At 58.4% G+C, this 13,625-nt stretch carries 15 protein-coding genes; 10 read left to right on the top strand and 5 right to left on the bottom strand.

Annotation, left to right across the window (positions count from 1 at the left end; translation table 11 throughout):
* Positions 1–25: 25 nt before the first annotated feature.
* Both QRN20_RS09495 and zapE read left to right on the top strand, forming a co-directional pair.
* Positions 26–1,375, top strand: coding sequence for a tryptophan--tRNA ligase (locus tag QRN20_RS09495; protein ID WP_029243308.1), 1,350 nt, complete (start codon positions 26–28; stop codon positions 1,373–1,375).
* 61 nt (positions 1,376–1,436) lie between these two features.
* The gene (gene zapE / locus QRN20_RS09500) at positions 1,437–2,531 is read left to right on the top strand and encodes a cell division protein ZapE (protein ID WP_004881527.1); all 1,095 of its coding nucleotides are present in this window, start codon (positions 1,437–1,439) and stop codon (positions 2,529–2,531) included.
* A gap of 75 nt (positions 2,532–2,606) precedes the next feature.
* Here the strand turns inward: zapE and QRN20_RS09505 are convergent, their stop codons facing one another.
* Positions 2,607–3,503, bottom strand: coding sequence for a GlxA family transcriptional regulator (locus QRN20_RS09505; protein WP_161627638.1), 897 nt, complete (start codon positions 3,501–3,503; stop codon positions 2,607–2,609).
* Positions 3,504–3,996: 493 nt separating this feature from the next.
* On the opposite strand from QRN20_RS09505, the gene rplM reads away from it, so the two are divergent.
* The 7 genes from rplM (at position 3,997) to QRN20_RS09540 (ending at position 8,944) form a co-directional block, all read left to right on the top strand.
* The gene (gene rplM / locus QRN20_RS09510) at positions 3,997–4,425 is read left to right on the top strand and encodes a 50S ribosomal protein L13 (protein ID WP_002555065.1); all 429 of its coding nucleotides are present in this window, start codon (positions 3,997–3,999) and stop codon (positions 4,423–4,425) included.
* 14 nt (positions 4,426–4,439) lie between these two features.
* The gene (gene rpsI, locus QRN20_RS09515; protein WP_004881524.1) at positions 4,440–4,832 is read left to right on the top strand and encodes a 30S ribosomal protein S9; all 393 of its coding nucleotides are present in this window, start codon (positions 4,440–4,442) and stop codon (positions 4,830–4,832) included.
* Positions 4,833–5,084: 252 nt separating this feature from the next.
* Positions 5,085–5,678: a ubiquinol-cytochrome c reductase iron-sulfur subunit gene (gene petA, locus QRN20_RS09520; protein ID WP_004881523.1), complete on the top strand. Its 594-nt coding sequence runs from the start codon at positions 5,085–5,087 to the stop codon at positions 5,676–5,678.
* The gene (locus QRN20_RS09525; protein WP_285360246.1) at positions 5,678–6,892 is read left to right on the top strand and encodes a cytochrome b; all 1,215 of its coding nucleotides are present in this window, start codon (positions 5,678–5,680) and stop codon (positions 6,890–6,892) included. Before petA ends, QRN20_RS09525 begins: the two co-directional genes overlap by 1 nt.
* Positions 6,889–7,668 carry a cytochrome c1 gene (locus QRN20_RS09530; RefSeq protein WP_058431415.1) on the top strand — a complete coding sequence of 260 codons (780 nt, stop codon included), beginning with the start codon at positions 6,889–6,891 and terminating at the stop codon, positions 7,666–7,668. Before QRN20_RS09525 ends, QRN20_RS09530 begins: the two co-directional genes overlap by 4 nt.
* A gap of 224 nt (positions 7,669–7,892) precedes the next feature.
* On the top strand, positions 7,893–8,510 hold the full coding sequence (locus QRN20_RS09535; RefSeq protein ID WP_025996306.1) for a glutathione S-transferase N-terminal domain-containing protein: 618 nt from the start codon (positions 7,893–7,895) through the stop codon (positions 8,508–8,510).
* Positions 8,511–8,527: 17 nt separating this feature from the next.
* Positions 8,528–8,944: a ClpXP protease specificity-enhancing factor gene (locus QRN20_RS09540; RefSeq protein WP_004881519.1), complete on the top strand. Its 417-nt coding sequence runs from the start codon at positions 8,528–8,530 to the stop codon at positions 8,942–8,944.
* Positions 8,945–8,993: 49 nt separating this feature from the next.
* On the opposite strand, the gene QRN20_RS09545 is transcribed toward QRN20_RS09540, so the two are convergent.
* From QRN20_RS09545 to QRN20_RS09560, 4 genes are all read right to left on the bottom strand, one after another.
* Positions 8,994–9,572 carry a BON domain-containing protein gene (locus QRN20_RS09545; RefSeq protein ID WP_058431416.1) on the bottom strand — a complete coding sequence of 193 codons (579 nt, stop codon included), beginning with the start codon at positions 9,570–9,572 and terminating at the stop codon, positions 8,994–8,996.
* On the bottom strand, positions 9,569–10,162 hold the full coding sequence (locus tag QRN20_RS09550; protein WP_025996304.1) for a phosphoheptose isomerase: 594 nt from the start codon (positions 10,160–10,162) through the stop codon (positions 9,569–9,571). Before QRN20_RS09550 ends, QRN20_RS09545 begins: the two co-directional genes overlap by 4 nt.
* 122 nt (positions 10,163–10,284) lie before the next feature.
* Positions 10,285–10,656, bottom strand: coding sequence for a YraN family protein (locus tag QRN20_RS09555; protein ID WP_425331849.1), 372 nt, complete (start codon positions 10,654–10,656; stop codon positions 10,285–10,287).
* Positions 10,656–12,470 carry a penicillin-binding protein activator gene (locus tag QRN20_RS09560; RefSeq protein ID WP_285360247.1) on the bottom strand — a complete coding sequence of 605 codons (1,815 nt, stop codon included), beginning with the start codon at positions 12,468–12,470 and terminating at the stop codon, positions 10,656–10,658. Before QRN20_RS09560 ends, QRN20_RS09555 begins: the two co-directional genes overlap by 1 nt.
* 274 nt (positions 12,471–12,744) lie before the next feature.
* Here QRN20_RS09560 and rsmI point away from each other — a divergent pair, with 274 nt between their 5' ends.
* Positions 12,745–13,614, top strand: a complete 870-nt coding sequence (gene rsmI, locus QRN20_RS09565; protein ID WP_025996301.1) for a 16S rRNA (cytidine(1402)-2'-O)-methyltransferase — start codon at positions 12,745–12,747, stop codon at positions 13,612–13,614.
* The last annotated feature ends 11 nt before the right edge of the window (positions 13,615–13,625 follow it).

Genomic DNA, 13,625 nt, shown 5'->3' on the forward strand with positions numbered 1-13,625 from the left:
GCAGCCCATAGATAAGCGACCTGCCATGACCACTCGTATCCTGACCGGTATCACGACCACCGGCACCCCCCATCTGGGTAACTACGCGGGCGCGATTCGCCCGGCCATCGTCGCCAGCCGTCAGAGCGGCTTCGACTCGTTCTATTTTCTGGCCGATTACCACGCGCTGATCAAATGCGATGACCCGCTGCGCATTCAGCGCTCGCGTCTGGAAATCGCAGCGACCTGGCTGGCTGCGGGTCTGGACGTTGATCGCGTGACGTTCTACCGTCAGTCCGACATCCCGGAAATTCCTGAACTGACCTGGCTGCTGACCTGCGTGGCCGCCAAGGGCCTGCTCAACCGTGCGCATGCCTACAAGGCGTCGGTGGACAAGAACGTCGAAGGTGGCGAAGACCCGGACTCCGGCATCACCATGGGGCTGTACAGCTATCCGGTGCTGATGGCGGCAGACATCCTGATGTTCAACGCACATCAGGTCCCGGTGGGTCGCGATCAGATTCAACACGTCGAAATGGCGCGTGATATCGGCCAGCGCTTCAACCACCTGTTCGGCAAGGGCAAGGAATTCTTTGTCATGCCCGAAGCGCTGATCGAGGAGAGTGTCGCGACGCTGCCCGGTCTGGACGGCCGCAAGATGTCCAAGAGCTACGACAACACCATCCCGTTGTTCAGCAGCGCCAAAGAGATGAAGGATGCGATTTCGCGCATCGTGACTGACTCGCGTGCGCCGGGCGAAGCGAAGGATCCGGACAATTCCCATCTGTTCACGCTGTATCAGGCCTTCTCCACGCCCGAGCAATGCGCAGCGTTCCGTGCCGAGTTGCTGGAAGGTCTTGGCTGGGGTGAGGCGAAAAATCGTCTGTTCACGTTGCTGGACGCCGAGTTGGCCGAGAAGCGTGAAAAGTATCTGGGTCTGATCGAGCGTCCCGCCGATCTGGAAGACATTTTGTTGGCGGGTGCCGAGAAGGCCCGTCGTGTCGCCACGCCGTTCCTCGGCGAACTGCGTGAGGCTGTTGGCCTTCGCTCATTCCGTACCGTGGTGCAGGGCGCGGACACCGGCAAGAAGAAAGCCGCCAAGGGCGCACGCTTCGTCAGCTTCCGTGAGGATGACGGCAGCTTCCGTTTCCGTCTGCTGGCGGCCGATGGCGAACAGTTGCTGTTGTCGCGCAATTTTGCCGACGGCAAGGCGGCGGGTGCGGTGAGCAAACAGTTGCAGCAGGGCGGTGAGCTCGATCTGCGTACTGAAGCTGATCGTTTCACGCTCTGGCTGGATGACGCGTGCGTGGCCGACAGTCCGGTGTTTGCCGATGCTGCCGCACGCGACAGCGCCATCCAGACCCTCAAGTCGGCACTCGCTCCTCAACAGGACTGATTGCCATTCCCTGGGGTCGTCGTTACAGTGACGGCCCGTTTTTGTTGCCTTGCTAACGAATATGACGCCCCTAGAACGATATCAAGCTGATCTCAAGCGCCCGGACTTTTTCCATGATGCCGCGCAGGAGAATGCTGTGCGTCATTTGCAGCGCCTGTACGACGATCTGATCGCTTCCCATGACAGCAAGCCCGGCCTGTTCGGCAAGCTGTTCGGCAAGAAAGAGCCGACCCTGGTCAAAGGCCTTTATTTCTGGGGCGGAGTAGGGCGCGGCAAAACCTATCTGGTCGATACCTTCTTCGACGCACTGCCGTTCAAGGACAAGGTCCGTACTCACTTCCACCGCTTCATGAAGCGCGTGCACGAAGAGATGAAGACCCTCAAGGGCGAGAAAAACCCGCTGACGATCATCGCCAGGCGTTTTTCCGATGAGGCACGCGTGATCTGCTTCGACGAGTTCTTCGTGTCCGATATCACTGACGCGATGATCCTCGGCACCTTGATGGAAGAGCTGTTCAAGAACGGTGTAACGCTGGTCGCGACGTCCAACATCGTGCCGGACGGCTTGTACAAGGACGGCCTGCAGCGGGCACGCTTCCTGCCGGCCATCGCGCTGATCAAGCAGAACACCGACATCGTCAACGTCGACAGCGGCGTCGATTATCGTCTGCGTCACCTGGAGCAGGCTGAACTGTTCCACTTCCCGCTCAATGAAGCGGCGCAGGACAGCATGCGCAAAAGCTTCAAGGCGCTGACGCCGGAATGCGCAGAAACCATCGAGAACGATGTGCTGGTGATCGAGAATCGCGAGATTCGTGCCTTGCGCACCTGTGATGACGTGGCCTGGTTCGATTTCCGCGAATTGTGCGACGGCCCGCGTAGCCAGAACGACTACATCGAGCTGGGCAAGATTTTCCACGCCGTGCTGCTCAGTGGTGTCGAGCAGATGGACGTCTCCAAGGACGACATCGCCCGTCGTTTCATCAACATGGTCGACGAATTCTACGATCGCAACGTGAAGCTGATCATCTCGGCGGAAGTCGAGCTGAAGGATTTGTACACCGGCGGTCGACTGATGTTCGAATTCCAGCGCACCCTCAGCCGTTTGCTGGAAATGCAGTCCCACGAGTTTCTGTCGCGGGCGCACAAGCCTTGATGGTTTGAAAGTTAGATACGGAAAGGCCTGCATTGCAGGCCTTTTTCGTTTTTGCGTCCCGCAGGTTTCAGCCGGTCAGGCGGCCTGCTGAAATTGCTGGCGATACTGATTCGGTGACAGTTCGGTGTGTTGGCGGAACAGGCGCGCGAAGAAGCTGGCGTCGTCGTAACCGACTTCGTAGCTGATGGTCTTGATGCTTTTGCGTGAGCCGGACAACAGACCCTTGGCGGTTTCGATGCGCAGGCGTTGCAGGTAATGCAAAGGCTTGTCACCGGTGGCGGTCTGGAAGCGGCGCATGAAGTTGCGAATGCTCATGCCGTGTTCTCTTGCCACATCTTCAAAGCGAAACTTGTCTGCGAAGTGTTCCTCGAGCCAGTGCTGGATCTGCAGGATGATCACGTCCTGATGCAGCTTCTGACCGCCGAAGCCGATTCTGCCCGGTGAATAGGTGCGCCGGACTTCATAAAGAATGTCGCGGGCCACGGCCTGTGCGACGTTTGCACCGCAGAACCGCTCGATCAGATAGATGTACAGGTCGCAGGCAGACGTGGTGCCGCCCGCGCAATACAGGTTGTCGGCGTCGGTCAGGTGTTTCTCCTGATTGAGCAGCACGTTCGGGTAGCGCTCGGCGAACTGGTTGAAAAAGCGCCAGTAGGTGGTCGCTTCCTTGCCATCGAGCAGCCCGGCCTCGGCGAGCCAGAACACCCCGGTGGCTTCTGCGCACAGGACTGCGCCACGGGCATGCTGCTCGCGCAGCCACGGCAGGACCTGAGGGTAACGTTGGCAGAGCGCGTCGAAATCATCCCAGAAGGCCGGGATCACAATGATGTCGCTCTGGCACAGGTCGCCATCCACCGGCAGCGTGACATCGCTGAAGCTGCCGACGGGCTGACCGTCCGGGCTGACAAGGCGTATTTCGAAAGCGGGTACCAGGCCGTGACCCAGTTGTCTGCTGTACCTGAGGCTGGCCAGGTGGAAAAAGTCCTTGGCCTGCATCAGGGTCGAGGCGAACACCTTGTCGGTGGCCAGAATGCTGACGCGCCGCAGAGGCGTTGAGTGTTGGGTTGGCATAGTCTTTATTCTTATATGGGTAAATGGTCAATCAACGGCTGGATCGTCTTATTTTTTCTCGGGCGTGTCCAGTCAGGTCGCAGGCAACCCGAGGTGTGCGGACCTTCCGAAGGCTGGATGGCAGGCGGCAAATATCCTCCATCACGGCGGTCCGGAGCAATAAACAGAACGTGAACGAAAAACCGGTTGAGGTTATTTTTTCAGCCTGTATAATCCGCCAGCTCTTTGCAGTGGAAGTGATGCGCCGTCTGCCGAAGAATCTTGCCGTAGAACGGACGCGCTGACCCGAGCCCCCGATAGCGTCTGTTTCCGGCTGCCTTTGACTTGTCAAAGTACGCACTATTCAGTAAGATCCGCCGTCTCATTTTCAGGGCGGCCCCTGAGGCTATAAAGAATGAAAACTTTTACTGCTAAACCGGAAACAGTTAAGCGCGACTGGTTCGTCGTCGACGCTGCTGGTCAGACCCTGGGTCGTCTGGCCACCGAAATCGCGAGCCGTCTGCGTGGCAAGCACAAACCGGAATACACTCCGCACGTTGATACCGGCGACTACATCGTCGTGATCAATGCCGAGCAGATCCGCGTTACCGGTGCCAAGACTACCGACAAGATCTACTACTCACACTCCGGTTTTCCGGGCGGGATCAAGTCGATCAACTTCGAAAAGCTGATCGCCAAAGCTCCTGAGCGCGTGATCGAGACCGCGGTCAAAGGCATGCTGCCTAAGAACCCGCTGGGTCGCGACATGTATCGTAAGCTGAAAGTCTATGCGGGCGCTGTACACCCTCATACTGCTCAGCAGCCCCAAGAACTGAAGTTTTAACGGAATAGTTCATTATGTCGGCGACTCAAAATTACGGCACTGGCCGTCGCAAGACCGCAACCGCACGCGTTTTCCTGCGTCCGGGTACTGGTAACATCTCGATCAACAACCGCACTCTGGAATCGTTCTTCGGCCGCGAAACTGCCCGCATGGTAGTTCGTCAGCCGCTGGAACTGACCGAGACCGTTGAAAAGTTCGACATCTACGTCACCGTTATCGGTGGCGGTGTAAGTGGTCAGGCTGGCGCAATCCGCCACGGTATCACTCGCGCTCTGATGCAGTACGACGAAACCCTGCGTGGCGCGCTGCGTAAAGCAGGCTTCGTGACTCGCGATGCTCGTGAAGTTGAACGTAAGAAAGTCGGTCTGCGTAAAGCGCGTAAGCGTCCGCAGTACTCGAAGCGTTAATTCGTTCTTCGTTCAAAAAGAACGCCCACCTCGTTTATCGAGTTGGGCGTTTTTTTATGGGCCGGTTTTGAGCTGTTCGATTTTTTGCAGGCGAGGGCCGGGCTGTAACGTATGACTTACAGCCTGCCGTGCTTTTGAGGCGGTCGTCTGCCGAAGGGTGTTTTTACCCTCCGGCAGCGTTTATAACAGCTAAATTGTTATCAGACAGACGCCTGCCTTCGACAGGCCGGATCGCTGATGGGAGAAGGTTGAATGAGCAATGACGGCGTGAATACGGGCCGGCGTCGCTTTCTCGTAGCTGCCACGTCGGTGGTGGGGGCCGCCGGGGCCGTGGGCGCTGCGATTCCGTTCGTGGGCTCCTGGTCTCCGAGCGCCAGGGCTCGTGCGGCAGGCGCGCCGGTCAAGGTCAACATCAGCAAGATAGAGCCGGGCCAGCAAATGGTCGCTGAATGGCGTGGTCAACCTGTGTTCATCCTGCGGCGCGGCCCCGAGATACTGGACAATCTTGGCAAACTGACCGGGCAATTGTCTGACCCCGAATCCAGGGCGTCAGTCCAGCCAGGCTATGTCGATCCAGCGCTGCGCTCGATCAGGCCGGATATTGTGTTGCTGGTCGGCATCTGCACGCACCTGGGATGCTCGCCGACCTTCCGTCCTGAAGTCGCCCCTGCCGACCTGGGCAAGGACTGGGTAGGCGGCTATTTCTGTCCATGTCACGGCTCTCACTACGACCTGGCTGGTCGGGTATACAAGTCTCAACCCGCGCCTCTGAATCTGCCAGTTCCTCCGTATTCCTACGAGTCGGACACGGTCATCGTCATTGGTGTCGATCAGGAGGGCGTGTAATGGGCAGGCTGGTGGACTGGATCGATGCGCGCTTCCCCGCCACGCGGATGTGGGAAGACCATCTCAGCAAATACTACGTACCGCGCAACTTCAATTTTCTGTATTTCTTCGGCTCGCTGGCATTGCTGGTGCTGGTCAATCAGATACTGACTGGTATCTGGCTGACGATGAGTTACACGCCCACGGCGGAGGGTGCGTTTGCCTCGATCGAATACATCATGCGTGACGTGGAGTACGGTCCCATCTTGCGGCTGCTGCACTCCACAGGCGCTTCGGCGTTCTTCATCGTCGTGTATATGCACATGTTTCGAGGATTCCTTTACGGCTCCTATCAGAAGCCTCGTGAGCTGGTCTGGATCTTCGGCATGCTGATCTACCTGAGTCTGATGGCAGAAGCCTTCATGGGGTATCTGCTGCCCTGGGGGCAGATGTCCTACTGGGGCGCGCAGGTGATCATTTCGCTGTTTGGTGCAATTCCGGTGATAGGTGAAGACCTGACCCAGTGGATTCGGGGCGACTATCTGGTGTCAGGCATCACCCTGAACCGTTTCTTCGCGCTGCATGTCGTGGCGCTGCCCATCGTGATCCTGGGTCTGGTCGTTTTGCACATTCTTGCGCTGCATGAAGTGGGCTCCAATAACCCGGACGGCATCGACATCAAGAAGCACAAGGATGAACACGGCAAGCCTCTGGATGGCATCGCCTTTCATCCGTATTTCACCCTGAAGGATCTGGTGGGGGTGGTGGTGTTTCTGTTTGTTTTTTGTACAGTGGTGTTCTTTTTTCCGGAAATGGGTGGCTACTTTCTGGAGAAGCCGAATTTCGAGCCGGCCAACGCGTTCAAGACCCCGGAGCACATCGCGCCCGTGTGGTACTTCACGCCGTTCTACGCCATTCTGCGCGCCGTGCCTGACAAGCTGATGGGCGTCATGGCCATGGGATCGGCCATTGCGGTGCTGTTCGTGCTGCCGTGGCTCGATCGCAGTCCGGTCAGGTCCATGCGTTACAAGGGCTGGATCAGCCGCCTCGCGCTGGTCCTGTTCTGCGTGTCATTCGTTACGCTCGGCTACCTGGGAGTTCAACCGCCGACGCCTGAGGGTACTGTCGTGGCGCGCATATGCGCCTGCCTGTACTTTGCCTACTTTCTGTTGATGCCGTTCTACACCCGGCTGGAGCGCACGCGGCCGGTTCCGGAGAGGGTAACGGGGCTATGAGAAAATTTCTGGCTGTGTTGATCCTCGCGGCGCTGCCAGCGCTCGTGTTCGCGGCGGAAAGTGGAGCGCCGCTTGAGCATGTCGACATCGATGTGTCCGACAAGGCGGCCCTGCAGGACGGGGCGCGTACCTTTGTCAATTACTGCATGGGCTGCCATGGCGCCAAATACCAGCGGTATGAGCGTGTGGCCGACGATCTGGGTATCCCTCATGAAGTGATGCTGGAAAAACTGGTCTTCACTGGAGCCAAAATCGGCGATCACATGCAGACCGGTATGCAGCCGGCAGATGCCAAGACCTGGTTCGGCACGGCGCCGCCTGATCTGACCCTGGTGGCGCGTGTGCGAGGTACCGATTGGCTTTATGGCTACCTGCGTTCGTTCTATGAGGATCCGGCGCGGCCCTGGGGCGTCAACAACAAGGTTTTCCCTGATGTGGCAATGCCGAATGTGCTGGTGGGGCTACAGGGGCGTCAGGTGATCGGCTGCAAGCAGGTGCAAATCGAGGAGGATGGCAAAAAACGATATGACCCGTTGAGCGGTGCGCCTCTGACTCATGAGGCGTGTGATCAGCTGACCATCGTGCCGGGCTCGGGAAGTCTGACGCCTGCTCAGTTCGATGAAAAAATCAGGAACCTAGTGACCTTTCTCGATTACTCGGCCAACCCCGTCAAATTGCGACATCAGCGTATCGGCACGTATGTGCTGCTGTACCTGGCCTTTCTACTGGTCTTCGTTTACCTGCTCAAACGCGAATACTGGAAAGATGTTCATTGAGTGGGTGTCACGCCAGCCTTACATAAATGCGTCATCGCGGTCGCAATGTGAATCAAATACGCGGTGAACAGCATAGCGGGGCAAGATTACAGAATTTAGCGGGCATAAATGAGCTATCGTGTCGCCCGCAGTGAGCACCTGCCCTGTCGCGCGCTTTATAAAAGGCTTTCTGTGGGCAGGTTTTCAATCTGTCCGATAAATTTCAACAAGCGAGGAGGATCGCCATGGGCGTGACCAACCGGTTGGCCTGTTACTCCGACCCCGCCGATCACTATTCACATCGTGTGCGCATTGTGCTCGCCGAGAAAAGTGTCAGCGCTGAAATCATTGATGTTGTGGCCGGGCGTCATCCGCCGCAGCTGATTGAAGTGAACCCCTACGGCAGTGTGCCAACCCTGGTCGATCGCGATCTGGCGTTGTACGAGTCTACGGTGGTAATGGAATACCTGGATGAGCGCTATCCGCATCCTCCGCTGTTGCCGGTCTACCCGGTGGCGCGTGCCAACAGTCGTCTGCTGATCCATCGCATCCAGCGTGACTGGTGCGGGCTGGTGGATCTGATTCTTGATCCGCGCAGCAAGGAGCCGGCACGTGTGCAGGCGCGCAAGGAATTGCGTGAGAGCCTGACCGGGGTTTCCCCGTTGTTCGCGGAAAAGGCTTTTTTCCTGAGTGACGAGCAAAGTCTTGTCGATTGCTGTCTACTGCCCATACTCTGGCGTCTGCCGATTCTGGGTATCGAATTGCCGCGGCCTGCCAAGCCGCTGCTTGATTACATGGAGCGCCAATTTGCGCGTGAGGCTTTTCAGGCAAGTCTGTCTGCCGCCGAACGTGAAATGCGCTAAGGCTTAAGGAGCCGTTGATGAACTCCAGTCGCCCTTATCTGGTTCGCGCTCTTTATGAGTGGATCGTTGATAACGATTGCACCCCGCATATGCTGGTCAATGCGGAGTACCCGTCCGTGCAGGTCCCACAAGGGTTTGCCAATGACGGACAGATTGTCCTGAATGTTTCGCCGAGTGCAGTGCGTCATCTGCACATGGATAACGAAGCAGTCAGTTTCGAAGGCCGCTTTGGCGGTGTGCCGCATACCCTTTACGTCCCTGTCGGTGCGATTCTGGGCATTTATGCCCGCGAGAATGGCCAGGGGATGGTTTTCGATCTGGAGCCTTCCCTTGAGGAGGATGAAGAGATCGAGCTGGACGACGGCGACGACACGCCGCCAGACAGCGATCCGCCTCGTCCTACGGGCAGGCCGAGCCTTAAAGTGGTGAAATAAAAAAAGGCGATCCGCAAGGATCGCCTTTTTCATGTCTGCCATTCAGCTGTCAGTCGATGTATTCGAACAGCTTGACGATTTTCTGCACGCCGGACACGCCCTGCACCAGATTGGTGGCGCGATTGGCTTCGTCCTGAGTCACCAGACCCAGCAGGAACACAATGCCGTTCTCGGTCACGACCTTGATGCGCGAGCCGGGGATGGACGCATCAGCGATCATCTGGCTTTTGACTTTGGTGGTCAGCCAGGCGTCGTTGTTGCGGGCCAGCAGCGAGGAGGGCGCCATGACCTGCAGCTCGTTGTTGACCTTCTTGACGCGCTGTACGGAGCTTGCAGCCTGTTCGGCGATGGTCTTGAGGTCTGCGCGTGGAACCTGGCCTGCCAGCAGGACGATACCGTTGAAGCTGGTAACGACGATGTGTGAGCCTTCGGCCAGGTCTGGGTTGGCTTTGGAGATGTTCACCGCCGCCTTGGTTTCGATCAGTGAGTCGTCGATCTTGCTGCCAAAAGTGCGTGTGCCTCGATCATCCTCGATCGGCTTGTCGCGACTTGCGGTAATAACCGAGCTGCATCCGGTCACGCTCAGGCACAGTGTCAGAACCAGTAGGCTAAGACGATTAGGGGTCATTCTTCACTCCCGAACAGTTGGCTGTCGATCAGATCGCATAAGCAATGGATCGCCAGCAGATGGACTTCTTGTATGCGTGCCGTAACGGTCGCCGGCACACGAATTTCCACATCTTCCGGCAGCAGCAGCGAAGCCATTCCGCCACCGTCGCGTCCCGTCAATGCTACGACAATCATTTCGCGATCATGTGCGGCCTGGATGGCCTGAATAATATTTGCGGAATTGCCGCTGGTGGAAATCGCCAGCAGCACATCCCCCGGCTGACCCAGTGCGCGGATCTGCTTGGAGAAGATCTCGTTGTAGCTGTAATCGTTGGCGATCGAGGTGATGGTCGAGCTGTCGGTCGTCAGCGCAATGGCCGGCAGGCTGGGGCGTTCACGTTCGAACCGGTTGAGCAGTTCGGAAGAAAAATGCTGCGCATCACCTGCCGAACCACCATTGCCGCACGATAGCATTTTGCCTTCGTTGAGGAGGGCATTGACCATGACCTGGCTGGCTTGCTCGATAAAGGGTGCAAGGACTTCCATCGCCTGTTGCTTGGTATCGATGCTGGCTTGAAACAGCCGGCGAATCCGGGATTGCATGTCCATCAATGTGACCTTAATTAGAGCGTACGGCGGCTGCCCGGCTTGCCGGAGTGCAGCCCGCAAAGCAATAGCGAAATCGGTAGTGGTAATGGCTTCTTGCCGGTCATGACTGCGCTGCGTGCCTGTCAGCTGTCGAAAGCGTTCTTGATCCAGTTCAAAGGGGCAGAGTCGCCTGCTGTTCCTTCAACCGCGACCACGTCGAAACGACAAGGATAGCGGGCCCAGTCTGACTCTTGTTGCAGGAAGAGCTGTGCAGCGGTAACGAGCTTCGCCTGTTTGCGAAAATCGACACTTTCCACCGCGCCACCCCAGCCGGAATGGCGGCGGTAGCGAACTTCGACGAATACTACTGTATCGCCGTCGAGCATGACTAGATCAAGCTCGCCACGTTTGCATAACCAGTTTTGGACAATCAGGCGTAAACCCTGCTGTTGCAAATGCTGCAGGGCGAAGGCTTCGGCCTCGCGCCCTGCTTGTTGGCGGGTGTTGCCTGCAATCAAGGTGCGGTGTCCGGAAGGCGCTGAATCTTGCCGTCCACGAACTCTGCCCAAGGCAGTTGACGCTCGACCCGGCGGCCAGGGTTCATGCTCAGGCTGCCGGACAGGCCGTCGATGCGGCTGTCAGGCATGGTGTTGAGCTGACCCAGGCGTGGAGCCAGGCGATAGGCGTCGATGCCCATCGCATACAGGCGACCCAGGCTGCCGGAAGCCTGTGGCCATTGGGCGGTCACTTGCTGGCGCAGAGGATCATTGGCGTCGAGCAGCCACGGCGTTTCGCAGAAGCGAACGCCGTTCAGGTCCATGTACTGGGCGTGATCGTTGCTGTTGGTGAACAGGTGCGAGGTGGCATAGACCGGAACATCACCTGCGTACTGGAACACCATGGTCGGCTTGATCTGCTGGGCCTGTTGTGGCGTGGCGGCCAGGAACATGAAGTCGATGTCCTGACGACGGCTCGGCTGTGCGGCTACATCAGTACCTACCGTGCTTTGCAGGCGCTGGGCACGGCCTTCGCTCTTGCGCAGCTGGAACAGATCGGCAACCTGCTGGGCCAGTTCGACCGGCTGATCAACGTGCTCGGCAGCGATCAGAGTGCCGCCCTTGGCTTGCCAGCTCTTGCGGAAAGCATCGAGTACGCGGTCGCCCCATTCGCCTTTCGGCACCATGGCAACCGCGCTGCGCTTGCCGTCTGCCCAGGCGCGACGTGCCACTTCACGGGCTTCGTCTTCTGCGGCCAGGCCGAACTGGAACAGCTGGGGAGGGCCTTCGTTGCCTGCATCGCTGTAATTGAGCGCGAGGGTGGTGATAGGCAGTTGCTCACGGCTGTTCAATTGCTTGACCAGATTCTTTTCCAGCGGGCCGACGACCAGTTGAACGCCGGCAGCCTGGGCCTGACGGTAGAACTCATCCATCGAGGTCAGGCGCGAACTGTCGAAGACCTGAATGGCTGGAGGGTTCTGACCTGCCTGCTGAGCCTGGTAGTGCGCGGCCATGAAGCCTTCACGCAGCGCTTTTGCAACGGAAGCCAGTTGACCATCCTGCGGCAGCAGCAAGGCAATCTTGGTCAGCGGTTCGCTGGTCAGGGCGCGCAGTTGGGCAAGCGTCGTTGGGAGTTGCAGCGCGGCAGGGTGCTGCGGGTTCTGGGCTTTCCAGGTGTCGATGGCAGCCTGCTGCTGTTCCAGCGTGCCTGCACCTTTCACCGAGCGCGCAAGGCTCAGCCAGCCACCCATGTCGCCGCTCGCGTTGGCCTGCAGTTGTTCGGCGGGCAGCGAGGAAACCAGTTTCCAGATGGCATCGTTGTTGGCAGTGGCGTCGGCATCTTTCAGCAGCGGGCCTGCAAAGACGCGCTCGTTGGCAGCGGGCAGGATCTGACCGTCAGCTTCCAGGGCGCGGGCCTTGACCATGTGGGTGCGCACCTGCTGCTCGACCGAGAGCTCGCCCAGGCGTTGCATGCTTGGGTGGTTCAGGGCGGTCAGGGCGGCCTTGGGCTGGTTGCGGCCCATCGCCAGTTCGGCGGACAGCGTGCTGGCGAAGACCTGCAGGCCGGGCTTGAGTTGATCCATCTGCACCTGGGCAAGAATCTGCGCAGCGCGACCCGCATCGTTCTGGCGGTTGGCCAGGTCGGCGGCGCTCAGGCGCAATGTGGCGGCCTGTTCAGGTGTTTTGGCAGCCGAGGCCTGATCGAGCAATTGCTCAATGCTGGCATCAGGAGTGCGAGGAAGCTCGCCAAGGCTGGACGAGGGCGAGCTGGCGCACGCTGCAAGAAGGGCAGCGAGGCAGAGGGCAGAGAACAGCCGCAGGCAGGCGATCATTGATGTGTTCCTGATACTCGAGCGAATTAACGGCGAATTGTACCCAAGCACTGGCCGGGGCGCGACTTCGAAGGTGTGATATTGATTGTGGCAGGGTGTTCTACCCGACAATCCTGATCATTGCGGCAAGCGTTTCTATGCGGCATTTAACAAAGATCATGCGTCCTTACTCCTTTTTTATAGGCTTCCCTGATGCGTAAACCGCTGATCAAGGTCGTTGCCTGTACAATGCGTCTTTTACGACACCCTGCCTGATAAACATGAGGTCTGCGCTTTGACTGTCCCGGTTGCTTCGAATTCCACCCCTGGTTCGCTTTATGTGGTGGCTACACCTATCGGCAATCTGGATGACATGAGCGTGCGGGCGCTGAAGGTTCTGCGTGAGGTTACGTTGATTGCGGCAGAGGATACGCGTCACTCGTCGCGTCTGATGCAACACTTCGGTATATCCACACCGCTGGCCGCATGCCATGAGCATAACGAGCGTGATGAGGGTAGCCGGTTTATCACCCGATTGCTGGCCGGGGATGATGTCGCGCTGATTTCGGACGCGGGCACACCGTTGATTTCCGACCCTGGCTATCACTTGGTGCGTCAGGCGCGTGCTGCGGGTATTCCTGTCGTGCCGGTGCCGGGTGCCTGCGCCTTGATTGCCGCGCTGTCCGCAGCAGGACTGCCGTCGGATCGCTTTATCTTCGAGGGGTTTCTGCCCGCCAAGGCGGTCGGACGCAAGGCCAGGCTCGAGCAGGTAAAGGAAGAGCCGCGTACGCTGATCTTTTATGAGGCACCGCATCGTATTCTGGAATGCCTGCAGGACATGGAGCAGGTATTTGGGGCGGATCGCCCGGCCTTGCTGGCCCGTGAAATAACCAAAACTTTCGAAACCCTCAAGGGTCTGCCATTGGGTGAGCTGCGCGCTTTCGTCGAGGCGGACAGTAACCAGCAGCGTGGTGAGTGTGTGGTACTGGTCGCAGGCTGGACGCCGCCTGAAGACGAAGATGTGATCGGCGCCGAGGCACGCAGGATTCTGGATCTGCTGCTTGAGGAAATGCCGCTCAAGCGCGCTGCGGCGCTGGCTTCAGAGATCACCGGGGTGCGTAAGAATCTGCTGTATCAGGTTGCGCTGGACAAGCAGAAAGAGTGAGAAATGCCGGT

Source organism: Pseudomonas sp. fls2-241-TYG-175 (assembly GCF_030209155.1).
Classification (GTDB): Bacteria; Pseudomonadota; Gammaproteobacteria; order Pseudomonadales; family Pseudomonadaceae; genus Aquipseudomonas; species Aquipseudomonas viridiflava.

Excerpts from the sequence above, each read along its gene's own strand:
- QRN20_RS09495 (WP_029243308.1), top strand. The coding sequence starts at position 26 with ATGACCACTCGTATCCTGACCGGTATCACGACCACCGGCACCCCCCAT.
- zapE (WP_004881527.1), top strand. The coding sequence starts at position 1,437 with ATGACGCCCCTAGAACGATATCAAGCTGATCTCAAGCGCCCGGACTTT.
- rplM (WP_002555065.1), top strand. The coding sequence starts at position 3,997 with ATGAAAACTTTTACTGCTAAACCGGAAACAGTTAAGCGCGACTGGTTC.
- rpsI (WP_004881524.1), top strand. The coding sequence starts at position 4,440 with ATGTCGGCGACTCAAAATTACGGCACTGGCCGTCGCAAGACCGCAACC.
- petA (WP_004881523.1), top strand. The coding sequence starts at position 5,085 with ATGAGCAATGACGGCGTGAATACGGGCCGGCGTCGCTTTCTCGTAGCT.
- QRN20_RS09525 (WP_285360246.1), top strand. The coding sequence starts at position 5,678 with ATGGGCAGGCTGGTGGACTGGATCGATGCGCGCTTCCCCGCCACGCGG.
- QRN20_RS09530 (WP_058431415.1), top strand. The coding sequence starts at position 6,889 with ATGAGAAAATTTCTGGCTGTGTTGATCCTCGCGGCGCTGCCAGCGCTC.
- QRN20_RS09535 (WP_025996306.1), top strand. The coding sequence starts at position 7,893 with ATGGGCGTGACCAACCGGTTGGCCTGTTACTCCGACCCCGCCGATCAC.
- QRN20_RS09540 (WP_004881519.1), top strand. The coding sequence starts at position 8,528 with ATGAACTCCAGTCGCCCTTATCTGGTTCGCGCTCTTTATGAGTGGATC.
- QRN20_RS09545 (WP_058431416.1), bottom strand. The coding sequence starts at position 9,572 with ATGACCCCTAATCGTCTTAGCCTACTGGTTCTGACACTGTGCCTGAGC.
- QRN20_RS09550 (WP_025996304.1), bottom strand. The coding sequence starts at position 10,162 with ATGGACATGCAATCCCGGATTCGCCGGCTGTTTCAAGCCAGCATCGAT.
- QRN20_RS09560 (WP_285360247.1), bottom strand. The coding sequence starts at position 12,470 with ATGATCGCCTGCCTGCGGCTGTTCTCTGCCCTCTGCCTCGCTGCCCTT.